This window comes from Rudanella lutea DSM 19387 (assembly GCF_000383955.1).
Taxonomy (GTDB): Bacteria; Bacteroidota; Bacteroidia; order Cytophagales; family Spirosomataceae; genus Rudanella; species Rudanella lutea.
In genome coordinates, this window is record NZ_KB913014.1 from 111016 (window position 1) to 125809 (window position 14794).

The 14794-nt window shown below is 46.4% G+C and carries 17 protein-coding genes; 3 read left to right on the top strand and 14 right to left on the bottom strand.

Annotated features, from left to right (window positions below; genetic code table 11):
* Positions 1 to 266: 266 nt before the first annotated feature.
* The 12 genes from RUDLU_RS28435 to RUDLU_RS0126260 all read right to left on the bottom strand — a co-directional run bounded on the left by RUDLU_RS28435 (position 267) and on the right by RUDLU_RS0126260 (position 11590).
* Entirely contained in the window at positions 267 to 656 is a 390-nt protein-coding gene (locus RUDLU_RS28435; protein ID WP_019991415.1) for a hypothetical protein, read from the bottom strand.
* A gap of 36 nt (positions 657 to 692) precedes the next feature.
* Positions 693 to 1127: an NHLP leader peptide family RiPP precursor gene (locus RUDLU_RS28440; protein WP_342663166.1), complete on the bottom strand. Its 435-nt coding sequence runs from the start codon at positions 1125 to 1127 to the stop codon at positions 693 to 695.
* A 9-nt stretch (positions 1128 to 1136) separates the two neighbouring features.
* Entirely contained in the window at positions 1137 to 1490 is a 354-nt protein-coding gene (locus tag RUDLU_RS28445) for an NHLP leader peptide family RiPP precursor (RefSeq protein ID WP_019991417.1), read from the bottom strand.
* Between the two features lie 33 nt (positions 1491 to 1523).
* Entirely contained in the window at positions 1524 to 1874 is a 351-nt protein-coding gene (locus RUDLU_RS28450) for an NHLP leader peptide family RiPP precursor (RefSeq protein WP_169578094.1), read from the bottom strand.
* A 201-nt stretch (positions 1875 to 2075) separates the two neighbouring features.
* Positions 2076 to 2330, bottom strand: coding sequence for a hypothetical protein (locus RUDLU_RS0126215; protein WP_019991419.1), 255 nt, complete (start codon positions 2328 to 2330; stop codon positions 2076 to 2078).
* A 27-nt stretch (positions 2331 to 2357) separates the two neighbouring features.
* Positions 2358 to 4343 carry an adenylate/guanylate cyclase domain-containing protein gene (locus tag RUDLU_RS29070; RefSeq protein ID WP_019991420.1) on the bottom strand — a complete coding sequence of 662 codons (1986 nt, stop codon included), beginning with the start codon at positions 4341 to 4343 and terminating at the stop codon, positions 2358 to 2360.
* Positions 4340 to 4519, bottom strand: a complete 180-nt coding sequence (locus RUDLU_RS28460) for a hypothetical protein (protein WP_019991421.1) — start codon at positions 4517 to 4519, stop codon at positions 4340 to 4342. The genes RUDLU_RS29070 and RUDLU_RS28460 overlap by 4 nt, the downstream gene beginning before the upstream one ends.
* Positions 4520 to 5395: 876 nt before the next feature.
* Positions 5396 to 5575: a hypothetical protein gene (locus tag RUDLU_RS0126235; protein ID WP_019991423.1), complete on the bottom strand. Its 180-nt coding sequence runs from the start codon at positions 5573 to 5575 to the stop codon at positions 5396 to 5398.
* Positions 5576 to 5699: 124 nt separating this feature from the next.
* Positions 5700 to 8792, bottom strand: coding sequence for a lantibiotic dehydratase (locus RUDLU_RS28465; protein WP_211220248.1), 3093 nt, complete (start codon positions 8790 to 8792; stop codon positions 5700 to 5702).
* A gap of 161 nt (positions 8793 to 8953) precedes the next feature.
* Positions 8954 to 9397: a hypothetical protein gene (locus RUDLU_RS0126250; protein ID WP_211220249.1), complete on the bottom strand. Its 444-nt coding sequence runs from the start codon at positions 9395 to 9397 to the stop codon at positions 8954 to 8956.
* 202 nt (positions 9398 to 9599) lie between these two features.
* Complete coding sequence (locus RUDLU_RS29075; protein ID WP_169578095.1) at positions 9600 to 10757, bottom strand: sensor histidine kinase; 1158 nt, start codon at positions 10755 to 10757, stop codon at positions 9600 to 9602.
* Between the two features lie 20 nt (positions 10758 to 10777).
* Positions 10778 to 11590 carry a LytR/AlgR family response regulator transcription factor gene (locus RUDLU_RS0126260; RefSeq protein WP_019991428.1) on the bottom strand — a complete coding sequence of 271 codons (813 nt, stop codon included), beginning with the start codon at positions 11588 to 11590 and terminating at the stop codon, positions 10778 to 10780.
* A gap of 169 nt (positions 11591 to 11759) precedes the next feature.
* Here RUDLU_RS0126260 and RUDLU_RS0126265 point away from each other — a divergent pair, with 169 nt between their 5' ends.
* Positions 11760 to 12002 carry a helix-turn-helix domain-containing protein gene (locus RUDLU_RS0126265; RefSeq protein WP_019991429.1) on the top strand — a complete coding sequence of 81 codons (243 nt, stop codon included), beginning with the start codon at positions 11760 to 11762 and terminating at the stop codon, positions 12000 to 12002.
* Between the two features lie 620 nt (positions 12003 to 12622).
* On the opposite strand, the gene RUDLU_RS0126275 is transcribed toward RUDLU_RS0126265, so the two are convergent.
* Both RUDLU_RS0126275 and RUDLU_RS29945 read right to left on the bottom strand, forming a co-directional pair.
* Entirely contained in the window at positions 12623 to 13021 is a 399-nt protein-coding gene (locus RUDLU_RS0126275) for a hypothetical protein (protein ID WP_019991431.1), read from the bottom strand.
* A complete protein-coding gene (locus RUDLU_RS29945) occupies positions 13018 to 13383 on the bottom strand; it encodes a hypothetical protein (RefSeq protein WP_019991432.1) in 366 nt (121 codons plus the stop codon). Before RUDLU_RS29945 ends, RUDLU_RS0126275 begins: the two co-directional genes overlap by 4 nt.
* A 10-nt stretch (positions 13384 to 13393) precedes the next feature.
* Between RUDLU_RS29945 and RUDLU_RS28475 the strand changes: the two genes are divergently transcribed.
* On the top strand, positions 13394 to 14368 hold the full coding sequence (locus tag RUDLU_RS28475) for a HesA/MoeB/ThiF family protein (protein WP_019991433.1): 975 nt from the start codon (positions 13394 to 13396) through the stop codon (positions 14366 to 14368).
* Positions 14368 to 14703, top strand: a complete 336-nt coding sequence (locus RUDLU_RS29950) for a ubiquitination-like system serine protease family protein (protein ID WP_157580838.1) — start codon at positions 14368 to 14370, stop codon at positions 14701 to 14703. Before RUDLU_RS28475 ends, RUDLU_RS29950 begins: the two co-directional genes overlap by 1 nt.
* The last annotated feature ends 91 nt before the right edge of the window (positions 14704 to 14794 follow it).

The window sequence follows — 14794 nt, forward strand, 5'->3', positions numbered from 1 at the left end:
GTCACAAGAGGTACCAAAACAGTCATTTGATCTTTGGATATCATGGCTAGTAAATTAGGGTGCAATTCAAATTATCGGATAAATATTTCTTAGATTATACTACTCGCAGTCAGCAGGTTAATTATAGAGAGACTGTTGATCTTATCGCACAACTGGCTCCAACCACTCTCCTATTTTACTGACTTGATAAGCTAATGTGTCGTATGCTAATCTATCCAAAAAGCGAACAACTATGTCCCACGACAATTTGAATTGCACCGATTTAATTATTCACTATCAGTTCTGTTAGCGTAATACCCTACTACAGCTCCTGCACCGGCAGCGACAATGGCAGCCCCGGCATACCAACAAAGTGTTGCGACGCTTACTGTTCCGATTACTTCTCCCCCAGAAACTGTTTCCAACTGTTCGTCCGTTAATTCTAACGTGTCCAGGTCCTTTTTTGAAGGAATGTTTAAATAGATAGTAGATGCGTCTGACTGATCTTCGACTACAAAGCGAACATCAGCTGAAAGACTATGTCCAACCACCTCTTCAAGTGTCTTGTGGGGATTTTTAATTAATCTTTCTTTAAACTCAGGACTATCCCATGAGTTTTGATACAAGTTATTTAAAACCTGTAAACCAGCAGCTTGACTTTCAGAATAGCTATTCATTATTATATTTTTTAGGTGTTTAAACTAGTTTACTTTTTACTGAGCTGTTGCTGATTCTGTATTGTCTCTTGTTGCCATATCTTTTCCTATCGCATAACCACCTACAAAAGCACCGCCTACAAAAGTGCATATTGCAATAGCTAAAAGAATTGACTCGCCACCTGCAACCATTTCTAACTGTTCATCGCTTAATTCCATACAATCTAGCTCTACCTTTTTTGGGAGGTTGAAATAAACTGTAGACTCATCAGTTTGATCGACAACCAAAAACTTTTGGCCTTGTCCGATGAGAATTTTTTCACCCGTAAGCTTCTCGATGGTTTCAAGCGGGTTATTGATCAACTCGCTTTTGAATTGAGCATCTTCCCAGGCTTTTGCTACGACTTGTGCGTATAGCTTTTGTTCTTGTGAAATTTCCATTTGTTTGATTGGTTGTTCTAATGTATGATCGAAATAGTTGATATAACTAATGGGTTTTCATTAGCATTCCACAGTTGGAATAGGGTAAGTAGGTAAAGGCAAAATGGGTAAAATTGGAAGGAGAAGAATAGGCCAAACTCCACCATCTACTCCTCCTGCCACAACTTCAAGCTGATCTTCGTTCAACTCGACGTCCTCTGTAATGGGCTTAGCCGGAAGGTTGATGTACACGGTACTCCGGTCGGTCTGATCGCGAACTACCAAGGTCTTCCCTTGGGGAATGTTGAGCTTCTGGCCAGTCAGCTTTTCAATGGCTGCTATAGGGTTAGCCACCAGGTCACTTTTAAATTGGTCATCTTCCCAGGCTTTTTGTACAACTTCGGCGTACAATTTTTGCTCTTGTGTAAACTCCATTGTTTTGTTTGTTTTGGTTTATTTATAGATGTATTATAGGGTAATGCAATCGTTGAGGTTTGGGAACAAGTTTCGGATAAAATCGCCCCAAATTCTTTGCCCACCGCCCGCAACCGCTTCGAGTTGGTCTTCGGTCAGTTCCATGTTTTCAATTTCGGGCTCGGCGGGAATGTTTACGTAGATCGTTGACTTGTCGGTTTGATCGAGAAACACCAGGCTTTTGCCCTCCGGCACAACCACTTTAACGCCGGTCAGTTTTTCAATTGCCTTAACTGGGTCGGCTAGTAGCTCTGTTTTAAAGTTCGTATCCTCCCAGGCTTTTGAGATGACCGTCTCTATGATTTCTTGTTTTCTCTGTTCCATATCTTTATTTGTATGATACAAAGCTATCTTTATACTTTCTGACGAATTTGCCAAATTGACTGTCAAAAGTGCCTAACCATATCTCTTCAGTTATCAGGTAAATAGCGCAAGCTTTGCAGATAACTGGGTAGGTTGTAGGGAGTCGCTGTTCAGGAAACAGTCGGCAGAGGCACCGACTAAACAACTATTTGTTATCCTGAGTCGATTAGTGCGAAACTTCTGTTATTTGACCGTGTTCCGTCGGCTGATTTCTGCCTGAATGCTCTTTAACCTCTTAGAATATACGTTTTCTACCAAGATGGCAGCAATCACCAACATGTAAGTGAGGCTAGAACCGTTGTGTGTAGCCGACCAAATGGCGATACCAGTTAATACCCCTATGAACAGAGCCGTTGGCATCTTCCATGATTTCAACTTTTTCTCCGCTGACACTAACTCATCAGGCGTCATTTTTGCGTAATCTTCTTCTGTTTTCATAGCACGATTGGGGAACGTATTCACCGATTAGGCGACCAACTGAGCTACAGCGCTTTTCTCAACGAAGTACATCGCTATATCGCCTTTGCCTTTTGCATTGACGCTACCTCGGTACTCGAAGCTGAAGCACGGTTCATCCTTTATGAGTTGATATAATGTCTCACTGATATTAACCTTTCCTACCTGGCTACTACTTTCCATCCGGCTCGCCGTATTGACCGTATCGCCCCATACGTCGTACTGGAATTTCTTCACCCCGACGATCCCGGCAACAATTGGGCCGGCGTGGATGCCTAACCGCATTTCAAAAGCCGGACGACCTATGCTTCGGTTTTCATCCGCCCGCTGCGTCATAAACGCCTGCATCTCCAGGCCTGCGAGCACTGTATTCTTTAATGAGCTTTCATCGGCGTGAGGGATACCGCCAGCGGCCATGTAGGCATCGCCAATGGTTTTTATTTTTTCAACTTGATATTTCTCCGTAATCAGGTCGAAGGCACGGAAACAGATGTTGATCTCCTCCACCAAACTCTGCGGGGTCATCTTTTCAGCCGTCTGCGTGAATGACTTGAAGTCGGTAAACAAGATCGATACTAAGTTGTAATCACGGGCATTTACACTGCCCTTTTCTTTCAACTCGTCAGCTATCTCCTGGGGCAGAATATTCAGCAGTAGGGCCTCCGAGCGGTCTTTTTCATGTTTTATCGCAGCCCGCGACTTCCTGACGAAGTTCAGCTGGCTCCACAGACCGATTGCAATCAGGAGTATAAAGCCCAGCGAGAGAATAATCAGGTTACGCTGTTTCTCGCGTCGCTGTACCTCCTCTTTGTGCTTCAGTTGAATCGAATGTTCTTTCTTCACGTAGGCAATGCTGTCGACCAACTGTTGCTTCTGAAACTCCATGCCCATCACCTTATTGGATGTTTCGGCTAAATTCAAACTATCTTCAAACGCGTTGGCCTGCTCATAATAATGAAGAGACTGCCGGGTATTGCCTATCGCTTTGTACGATTGATACAGGCAATCACATCCTCGCTTTTTTAAGGATACGGAACCTACTCTTTCGGCTAACGTTAAACCCGATTGGCATCGTTTAACTGCATCATTATTCTTTCCTGACTGTCGTAAAATGTTGCCAATAGCGATCCGTGCTTCAGCCTGATTCTGTAAACTACCTATCTGATCAGAATAAGCCAAACAGCGCGTGTAATAGGGTAGTGCTCCGGTAAAGTTTGACTGTTCATAAAATAGATCACCCAAACTGGACAGTGCCATTACCTGTAGCTGCTTATCCTGCTTTTTATTTGCGACTTGTAACGCTTTATTCAAGCTAATGAATGCTTTATTATATTCACCTTGCTTGACATAAACATTGCCTATCGCAGTCAAAACTTGTGCGACTGCTTCTTGATTATTGCTTGCTTTATAAACAGTGTAGGCTTTATCAAAGTACCTCATGGCGCTACTATAATCTTTTGCTCTCGTGTAAATAGAGCCTACATTATGAGTAGCTATTGCCAAATTTCCTGCGTCTCCTATTTCTTCAAAAAGAGTAGCCGCCTGCCGATATTGATCTAACGCTTTGATGTAATTACCTTGACTGTTACATACATTGCCAATATTGTTCAATGTTTGGGCTACCCCTTTTTTGTAGCTTATCTTTTTGAACGTTTCCGATGCTTTTTCAAACATGGATATTGCTTTTGAGAAATCTCCTAAATAGAAGCAACTGATTGCCATGTAATTATAACAGTCGCCTGTTTTCTTACCATCTCCGATGCTTTGATAAAGCTTTCGACTCTCCTCGAACAGAACTAAAGACTGCCGATAGGCTTGGGTATCCTGGTAGTGTGAACCCACTTTAAAAAGACTATCTGCTCCGCTCTTAGTACGAGTCGTTTCCTTCGTCGGTATAGTAGTCCTCTTCGTCGGAGTGGTTTGTGCATACAGCTCTACCTCTAATGCATTGATTAGAAAGAGACCCAGCAGTATGCACATCCACGACTTCATCATCCTTTAGCAAACGGATTAGTACCATCACCACCACCCGATATAATATCTAACTGCTCTTCGTTCAGTTCCATGTCCTCCAGGTTTGGCTCGGCTGGGGGGGTATTCGAAACGGTTGACGCGTTCGTTTGGTCAACGATGACCGACTGCTTGTCTTTCGGAGTGTTTTGTGCGTTCATGACCTTGTCCGTTTATGTTGGTTTGGCACAAAGTTGCCCAGCTACTTCCTGACAGAACTGACAAAAAAACGGTCAAAACTTCCAATCGGCGAAAACGTCCTCAACTCACTGTTTCAAAGGTAGACTGGCATCGATTCGTTTTCAACAACACCCGGTTATAGTTTATTCCAATTGGTTATAGGATGTAACACCAACGGTTGGTGTATACACAAAACTGGGCAAAACGGGCCAATGCTACATATTGCTATGCCGAGCTTCTGCTACTAATTTCCGTCTGAATGGCTTTCAGGTCCTGTCTCCTTTTATGTGCCCCGGCTGCCAGCAGGGCAATCAGAGCCAACAACGCAGAATGCCGAAAGCCGACCGAATAGAATGCGAAGGTATATAGCAAACTGCCGAAAGCCACACCAACCATAACCGTGAGAAATGAGGCCTGTTTCTTCATCCTGGCTTCCTCACCGGTTAACTCATCCAGCGTGAGACTCGAGTAATTCGTGTTTGCGTCCATAACTTCGTGCCTTTAAAAAATCTCATTTCTGGTTTGCAACTCTTTCTTTACCACTCTTATTTCATGTAATTTATTGGTTAGAACAAGTTGCCATTCTGGGTAGAAGTACTCCCCCGCTTTAGGCACGGGGGAGTTTCTATACCTGCTTTTACCACTCGTATGGATTATTTTTATGATTTCGCGCGTAGCTAAGGTGCTCCACGAGTGACTCTTACTACTATGGTTAATGGTAGAACTCGCATGAATGATCTATCTATTTTGCTTCTTCTTCATTTCGTTTTGCCTGTACAAAAATGGGTACCCAGTAATCAGCGATCAAAAACCTCAGATTATAGTTTATTCCGTCAGGTTATAACGCTATAGCGGCATCAGGCTGCTTCGTCGTATTGATAAAGTAACTCATCCGTTGGCGGCTCCATCCCGTCGAACAAGTCGCCCGCCGATACAATCCAGTTGTCGTCGAACGAGCCAATTTCGTCGGCCATTGAGTCCGCATCGTTGTTGATCCATACCTCAAAGGAGAACTCCGTGTTGATGTGCTTTTTCATGAGCGTATCCGTTTAGAAGGCCATTATTAAGTCTTTTTTGTGCTTGTTTGATGAATCAAAATTGACCGTATTCTCCTCCGTTTTCAATAACCATTGGTTGTATCGTAATCCATTTGGGCATAGATTATTCCGTTAGGTTATAATGCGTGCTTTCTGATGATGCAAACGCCTGATCGGCCGGTTGCCGGGCCTTCTGCGCATCATAATACTTCGCCAGACAGTGATACAGCACTAACTCATAGGCCCGTTGCTTAGCCGGAAAAAGCCGGTTTATAAGCATATGGATCAGGCTTTGCAGAATAGGCATGAGCTGAATGGCCCCCGGAAATGCCACGCGGAGTTTGTTCACTAAATCTACCTTCAGACAATCGGGCATCGTTTCTTTCAGAATATCCTGGTACGCGATGCCAAGCGCATGGTCGATTACCGGCCGGTATTGCCTGAACTTTTCGTTCTGCTGCCGGCGCAGGTTCACGTCCCCGTTAAATTCGTGGAAGAATCCATCCTTCATCTGGTTCATTAACTGGCTTCGCTCGGCAATAGACAATCCTGCACCCGTTAATAGCCAATTGATTTTTGCCACAGCAAAGGCGAAGCGGCTGCTCTCGTCGAAAACCGCTTTGTGCTGGGCCAGAAAAGCAAGTGTGGTCAAACTGTCGCAGTGAAAAATTAACTCACATAGTTCGATTTGCTCGTGGCCGTAGCGTTCAATCTCGCGGACATAGGTGTCCATCTGCACCCGGTGAACCACACCGTCCTGCACCCGGTCGTGCAGGGCCTCTTCAACCTGTCGCATAACTACGTGGTGAAAATCAAGGTAGGGGTTTCCGTGGAATCGCAGTCGCAGATGAGGATCGACGTCTTTGTAGCGTACAAAAAAGAACTGATCAATCACGCCCTTGGTCAGCAGTTGCTCCACAATCGGATAGAGGACATTGGCAAGCAGATCGTCCGACGTTTTTTCACCGGTATAGATTTTTAGGTACAGCCATTCACTCCCTACCGAAAACCGACGCTGAGGCAAAGTGGTCAGGCCTGGCAACAGACCCGATAATTTCGGAGCAGATGGGTTGCTGAACGGAATAATCACCTCGTTGGTAAAGGGTTGCCCACCTACCGATACAGGACAGTTATCGGCCGTAGCGAAGTACTCATAAATCCGAACGCTATTTCGCTTTTGTAATTCGGCGACTAACAGGTTCAACGATTCCGGGTTATGCAAACACACCAGAAGCTCGTGGTCATGCATACCAACAACAAACTCCTGGGGGAGCCCCTTTTCATTCAGCTGGATTGCTAACTGGAACAAATTTCCCAGTGGTAGATCATCAGCCTGCAACTGCCACGTAGCCCGGCTCAGAATAATATTCTTATACCGTACCCGGGGCAGATACGCTTGCTCGGCCAGCACGCCCCAGTTCCATTTAACATCCAGGTAGCTATCCTGATGTTGCAGATCACACAGGAAACGGTACGTGGGTAGTCCCTGATGGTAGTTATGCGCGTTGGTCAGGCGTGGTATAACCCGTTTGTTCAGCCGGCGGGAGCGTAGTACCACTCGCCCATTGCGTACCGAAACCATCAGATCATCCAGTGGTATCTGGTGTTCCGCATCGACCGACGATTGAGCCAGGTAAGGAATTTCGTACTGATAAAGAGTAGGACGGGTCAGAATATTGCCCGCCCGGCTCTCGGGGAAATGAACGATTTCGGCAAAAACAACATCGGGATGGTGGCGCTCAGTGGCCCGCACACAGTGCTGCACTGCTTCGGTCAACGGGGAGCTGCCGGCACAAAATCGGCTCAGTAACGTCGCGGCTGATGGCCCTTTACAGGCTTGCATCACAAAACGGTACTCATTCCGATCAATGGCCTCCCCCGATTTCGCGAGCCAGTTTCCGAACACGTAAAAGCTTTCGGGTAAGACTGTCACTTCTCGTCGTTGTTTGGTGATTCGATCCAGATCGGCCGGGCTTAGATCAATCTCGGCCCGACGGCTGTAGAGACTCTCCGAGTATTTGTCCAGTATAAAGGATTGCCACCAGTTCCAGGTGGGTGCTTGTGGAATCCCTTCAATGTTGGGTAATGACAGATCGTCGATCATGGGTGCGTAGCCAACGCCCAGGCCCGACTGCACCCCGTAACCAATGCCAAATTCACTATCCAGTGCCAATGCCAGCGGAATCTCTTCCTCTTCGTACCGATCATAGAAACGACGTTTGAAATCGTCCATGTCCGGGCAATGATGGGGCTGATTTAGTACGGCCACCTGTTCGATCTGTTGTCGAAGGTGTTCCATGGCCGACTGCCCAACGGATAGTACCTCCTCATAGAACGAATCGACCTGAAGCCGGTCTATGGGGGCCTTTAGCTGTTGTTCATCCAGCCAGGAACCGATCTGATTTCCAAGACTGACCACGTTGGGTGTAGTGGCAACCAGCTCTTTTAATTGCCTCAGATTTTGAGTTATTAACGCGGTGTCTGGCAGAGCCCCCACCCTATCAATCAGTACATCGAGGTACGAATCACCGATCAGCAATGGGTCTAGTTCGCAACTAAGCAGTTGTTCATCAATTAATTGATTGACAAAAGTATGCGCTTCTCCCTCGTCAACGTTCATTTCCATGAGGTAGCTAACCAGCTGAGGTACTGTTGTACCTGTTCTGGCCCGCTCGAACAACCGTTTCAGAAACGGATCGCCCGTCAGTGCAGTTATAAAATAATTGCGGCCTTTGGCGGTTTGCTGCATCTCCACGTACCGGAAATTCCCGCCAACGGCATACAGGGAATTGTTGGTGTAGAACAAGACACCATTACGAATAACCGGTTGTCTGAGCAGCCAGTCCCGAATGGTCATTATACATTCTATATCAAGCCGAATATGCCGTCGAACCGGTTGGGGGTTTTTGCATCGTAGGCGTGTGTAATCCGCATAGCCTGCCAGCGTACAGCCAGCAAAAAGCCCGTATGGTGTACTCCGGGTGCTCATACGAATGGCGTACTTATAGAGTGTTTGCAGCAGTTTATGAACGTCGGAGAGCTGCTCACCTGATAGCCAGCGGGCAAAGCGTTCGTGTAGGGAGGGAGAAGCCAGATAGATAGCTTCCTGAGCAGAGGGGTCGCTGTACCACTCACGGAGGAGTTCGTCCAGGGTATGATGAAGTAGGCGGTCCTGCATCTCGTTTAGCTTACTGATCGAGAATACGGGGCGACGCACGAAAAGGAAAGGGTAAACAGTGAACATAGTGCAAAATGATAAAGAGAGGTCTCTTCAATTTTGCAAATAGGTATCATATACCCATGCTATTCTACCAAAAAAGTGCAAAGAATCTCATAAACGGTATAAAAACGATCTATGACATTGGTAAACAGTACGTTTTATTCATTTAACTGTCCAGACAGGCACGACTCGAGAGCCAATTGAAATTGACTAAACGAATAGGGTTCATTCAAAAAAGCCGTCGGGCAAAGCTCATAATGACTGTATAAGTAAAAGGGGTATTGGGCGGTCAGCAGTAGTTTTTCGGGCTTGCGTAGTGCGGCAAGCAGTGAATGGTCAATCAACTGGTCTGGTGGGGGTAGGCACGCTAAGGTCAGTCCTATTTCATCATTATGGAGATGCGCAATAGCCTCATTTGTGAACGCACCGGCCCAGATAATATCCAGAAAGCCGGTGCGATTCACAAACTTGGTGAGCAGACATTCGCCAGCTCCGTAATGAGAAAGGAGAAGACTGGGAATCATTCGATTACTGAGCGGTAAATATTGTGATAATGCATGACAAGCCAGATTTTTGTTTACCCTGAACAGTATCTGAGCCAAGGTTGTAGATGCGCTCTTTAACAAGAATAAGACGCTGGGGCTGAGGTTGCGTTTGCATGTAGAATAGAGTTTAAGAGATTCCTTTTTGCGATTGCTGAAACAAACGTAGGGCAGCACAGAACGAGAAAAAAAGTATTTCGTCCAACAGAGTCTATTCTCCCGGCCAATACAGAAAAAGACACGGTGAATGAATTCGCCGAAATTATGTCAGTCTTAGCTGGAGCGTCACCTGATAGGTATTAGGGCTGGTATTAACAGCTAATTCGTGCTGGTCAGGATATAGAATTTGAAGACGTTTCCGGGTGTTTACCAGACCAACCCCCCCCGGCTCGGACCCGGCTTTGTCGGTTTCGGAGACTCCAAGGCTATTCTTGACGATAAACGTGAATAAACCATCCTGGATCGAAGCATTTATATGGATGAAAGCCGCTTGCTTACTTTTGCGGACACCGTGTTTAAACGCATTCTCAACCAACGAAATTAACAGGAGCGGAGCAATCTGGTAACCCGAGAAGTTACCGGCTTGGTCAAACCCGATGCTTACTTTATGTCCATGTCGAATACGTTCGAGATCCAGATAATTCTGAATGTACGCTAACTCTTTTTCCAGGTCAGACTGTCCCTGATTTGACTCATACAAACCATATCGCATCAGGCTGGCGAGCTTCAACACCTGCTCGGCAGCCTGTTCATTGGTGTCCATAATGTCGACATAGACACTGTTCAACGTATTGAACAAGAAGTGAGGGTTGATCTGCGATTTAAGAAAGTTGACTTCTAACTGAAGATTCTCTTGCTCAAGGGCTAATTTATCGCGCTCCAGCGTCAATTTATCGCGTTCCAGAATGAGCTTATCATGTTCTAGTTTCGCACTCTTTCTTTGAAAGTTAAGGATATCCCTAATGGATTTGATCGATAAGAGAATTGTTGGTACAAAAAGACTTATAGAGTAATTCCAGGCCAACAAACGCAAACTTGTAAAAGCACCAAGCCACCCACCTTCATCTTTTAAGAAGATGTCCCAGGCACGTCTTATGTATGTCTTCTCTTTCCCTACATATCCATCCGTAACACTCAATAAACTTTTGAAAGTAAAGTAGTTAATTAAATAAGTTAGGTAATAGACCACTACAATAGAAACGATCGTAACAATAATCTTCTTCTTGTATAAGAACCGAGGAAAAATAAAGTAGCCAAAAAAATAGAACAAAGACACATTTAAGATAAAGTCTATGCCACTAATAACGTTTATAACCAGGGCATTATCTCTGTGAATTTTTGTAGTCATCCATCGTTCTACACCAAAGTAGAACAGTATCCATAGCCCTACATGCAAGCCAACTCTAAACCACTTCTTCATTGTGAGCTGTCTCATACCCCCTACCGCATCATGCGTTTCAACACCTCCATTACCCGATCTCGGTAGGTAACCCCAATTGGCACCCGCTTCCCGTTCAATGTTGTAATCAGATTTCCGTCTATTTCCTTGATGGCCCCCAACCGAATTATATACGAACGATTGACCCGCAGAAACTCCTCTGCCGGAAGCATCGTCTCCAGCTTCCCCATCGTCATATAGGTTAAGATCGTACGATCGGCTAAATGGATGGTGAGGTAATCGCTGTCGCTCTCCACAAAGAGAATATCGGCAGGAGCCACCCGGATCAGCTTCTTATCTTCTTTTACCAGAAAAAAATTGCCTTTTTGCCCTGCTGTCTCAGTCGACTCTGATTCGGCTATTGGTTTTATCACCGGCTCGGAGGCCGGTAAACCAGGTGAGCTATCGGGGGAGAGCACGTTTGAAGTTGTTATGCCTTGTCGGGCTTTGAATTTGTTGATAGCCTGCATAAACCGTTCAAAAGGTGCGGGCTTTAACAGGTAGTCCAAGACGTCGTGTTCGAACCCCTGCACGGCATACTCCGAGTAGGCGGTTACCATCACCACCGCCGGCCGTGAAAAGTCGGGCCGGTGAGCGGGTAAGGCTTTCAGGAATTCGATACCCGTCATCTCAGGCATCTCAATGTCCAAAAAAATCAGATCGGGTTTAGCCTGCTCAATGGCAAACAGAGCTTCAACAGCATCGTAGACTTGCCCTACCAACTCCAGATAAGGAACGCGTTTGATATATTTTTCGAGCAGGACGTGAGCGGGCGCTTCATCGTCTACAATAAAACAACGGATTGTTTGCTGCATAGCTACAGGGGTGCCTCGGCGGTAAACGGTGAATGCAAACACCGTAAGTATACATGTATTTACCGAAATAGATGTATGGTTCGCCGAAATAACTTGATCGTCTTTGCTAACAGGATTTACTTCGATTCATCAACCACTGCGAAAGTTACCAACTAACCATTGCACGCATATGAATCCGATTGCGCTCAAAATCCGCAAACTACGTGAAATCCACAACTACCCTCAGGAGTACGTTGCATTTCAGTTAGGAGTCAGCCAGGCCGCATACAGCAAAAAAGAAACCGGCCGCACCGAACTGTCGCTAACCGTTTTGCAGCAGGTGGCTACTCTGTACGGCATTAGCCTCGTAGACCTCATTAGTCTTACGCTACAGGATCTTATTGTTCATGCGGTAAAGCAGCAGGTTTCATAGAGCGTGTTGTAAGGAAATCTGAGGGAGTGTATCTGAAGCTATATCACAGGGACGAGGCTGGATTCGTTCTTCAGTCAGTGTGCCCTCACAGTTGGCAGGCCCCCGTGAACAAATAGATCGGCTGAGTCAGCCTGATTCTCGGGCATCGTGTTGGGGTAGGGCTCGGAGCCGGGCTATGCGGTAATGAGCCGTTGTTTCAAAGGGGTATGACCAGCCAGCAGCTGATTGAAATGGTCGATGAGTGGGTAAAGTTCTTGAGTCAGGTGACGGTACTGGCATTGGATAAGCCCCGGTGCATCGCATCAGACCGGTGCAGTATCAACTAGCGGAGTGGCAGCAAGCCGGTCAGCATCTCTTCTTTTTACCGGCTTATAGTTCTGTTGGAGACGATCAGGCGGAATCCAGTCTGTTGAGGCATAATACCCAAAATGAGTATTATGCCTCAACTCGCTGATTCACTGAGATATAACACCAATTTCTGGTATTTATTTTAAACATTATCACTTAACAAAAACATCCCTTCTGAGCATAATACCCAAAATGGGTATTATGCTCAGAAGGGATGTTTTTTTGGCTAACTAGTACAACGTTTTATAGCCATCTGAATGGTTCAACAGTCACTAGAGTAATTCTTTTAAGGCGGTCGCCTTGAGAATGAGCTGGTCAAGACGGGCCCGTGTAAGCGACTTCCCTGATAACAGATTCTCCATAAAACCCGTCAGCTCCGCCTGCGCCTTCGCTTTGGCTTTATACTTTTTTTCTGAATCCTGTGCCTCTACTTTCTCCTGCGTACCTGTAGCGAGTGATTCCAGCTCATCAACACTGCTAATCACGGAGACAGATGGCATTTTCCCTACTTTTTGAAGGGAACCTTTATCTACTTTTACTGCCCCTGAAAGTACCATTTTCTTCAGGTCAGGTGCGAGTCGTTCGACGCCCGCAGCAAATTCTGAATCGCGGATAATGGTGTTTTTGCCTACGTTGTATTCTTGTGCCAGCTTTTCAGCTGTGATGGTCACCTGGCTTTTTCCGCCTTACCTGTTGAGTCAGGCGTCTTTTCTTCTATGCGGTCGTACTTCCCTTTATCGGCTTTTTCATTCAGATAACGAAGCCCCCGAAAATACTGAATCTGTTGCGGGGTAAGATTACGACGCCCTAGCTGCAAATCGATCATGAAATCTTTCACCGACTTCAAATCCGCAAAATCCATCAGCTGGATATTAAAGCTAATGTTTCGCGCTTTGCAAATCCGATAGCGGTTATGGCCATCAACCAACACATAGGCTGGCTCGTCGGGTGTTGTCGAAGTTGGATCGATCTTCTGCCAAGTGGTCTCCCAAAGACTCAGGGCGTCCCGACAGCCATTTGCGACAATATTCAATTCCAGCTGCTTGTTCTCTTCCTCAGTTGGTTCGGGTATCCAACTCCGTAACTCAGGCGATCAGATTCAAGTATGGACTGACGAGCCGGTGACGAACATTGCGCGAGAAGCCGGGCAACGCACGGCGCAGGCTTTTGGTGAACGCTCCTATGATCTTCTTCGGCGGCTGAAGGTTGGCGTAGTCGGCTGCTCTGGCACGGGTAGCCCGGTGATTGAACAGCTAGCCCGGTTGCAGGTAGGTCACTTAGTACTGGTCGATCCTGATATGATTGAAAAGAAAAACCTTAACCGGATTCTTCATTCGACCTATCAGGACGCAGTAGACCACCGTCCCAAAGTGGACGTGCTTGGTGATGGGGTTGTTTCTATGCAGTTAGGAACAGACGTCACCCGCATACAAGCCAATCTGTACGACGACACGGACGTATTACTTGAGCTTGCCGGTTGCGACGTGCTAATCGGCTGTATGGACAGCGTCGATGGCCGGTTCCTGCTTAACCGACTGGCTACATTTTACCTGGTCCCCTACCTTGATTTGGGCGTAAAGCTACAGGCCGACGGGACAGGTGGCATTGAGCACATTAGTGGGGCGGTACATTTCCTTCAACCCGGTAAATCGTCGCTGATAACGCGGGGCATGTTCGATGAGACAGATGTACGTTCGGCTTCAGAATACCGGAAGGATCCAGAGACGTTTTCCGAGAGGGTGAAACACGACTATTTCCGGGATGTACCTGTCAATCGCTCAGCGGTCATCTCCGTCAATATGCTGACCGCTGCGGCAGCCGTTTGCGAATTGCTCAATCGCCTACACCCTTTCCGCAAGGAACCCGCCCATCAAGTACTGGAGATGACAGAAGGCTATTGGGCCAACACCGAGGAGTCCTACTTTCCGGTAGATGACTATTTAGTGCGTAGAATTGGCCGGGGTACGTTACAGCCTTTCTTGGAGATGGTGGACCTTAACATACCGATTTTATGCTGATGGCACGTACCTGGATGCAGAAGCTAAAACTTAGGCTTCTGCGTCTTTTTTTTGATACACACTACCTTGCCCAGCGCGTTGACGATTTACCAGAGCATATCCATGAACGTCGTATCTACTTAGTTGGTGCATCGGAAGCCCCCTGGCTGATCGCGTTTCAGTGTCCTTGCGGCTGTGGGAATCTAATTCAGCTCAATACCCTGAAAGAAGCTAAACCGCGCTGGACTTACGAACACCACCGCTTTAATCACATCAGCTTAGCACCTTCTGTATGGCGCAAAGTTGGTTGTAAAAGCCATTTCTGGATTCGTAACGGTAAGGTTGCGTGGTGTTAGCTTTTGGGTCATTTCCCGATCACTTGCTCGCTAGACTATGTTAAGTTTCCTCATCACAACCAGAGGTTATTTTCTCCAACCATCGGCAGGA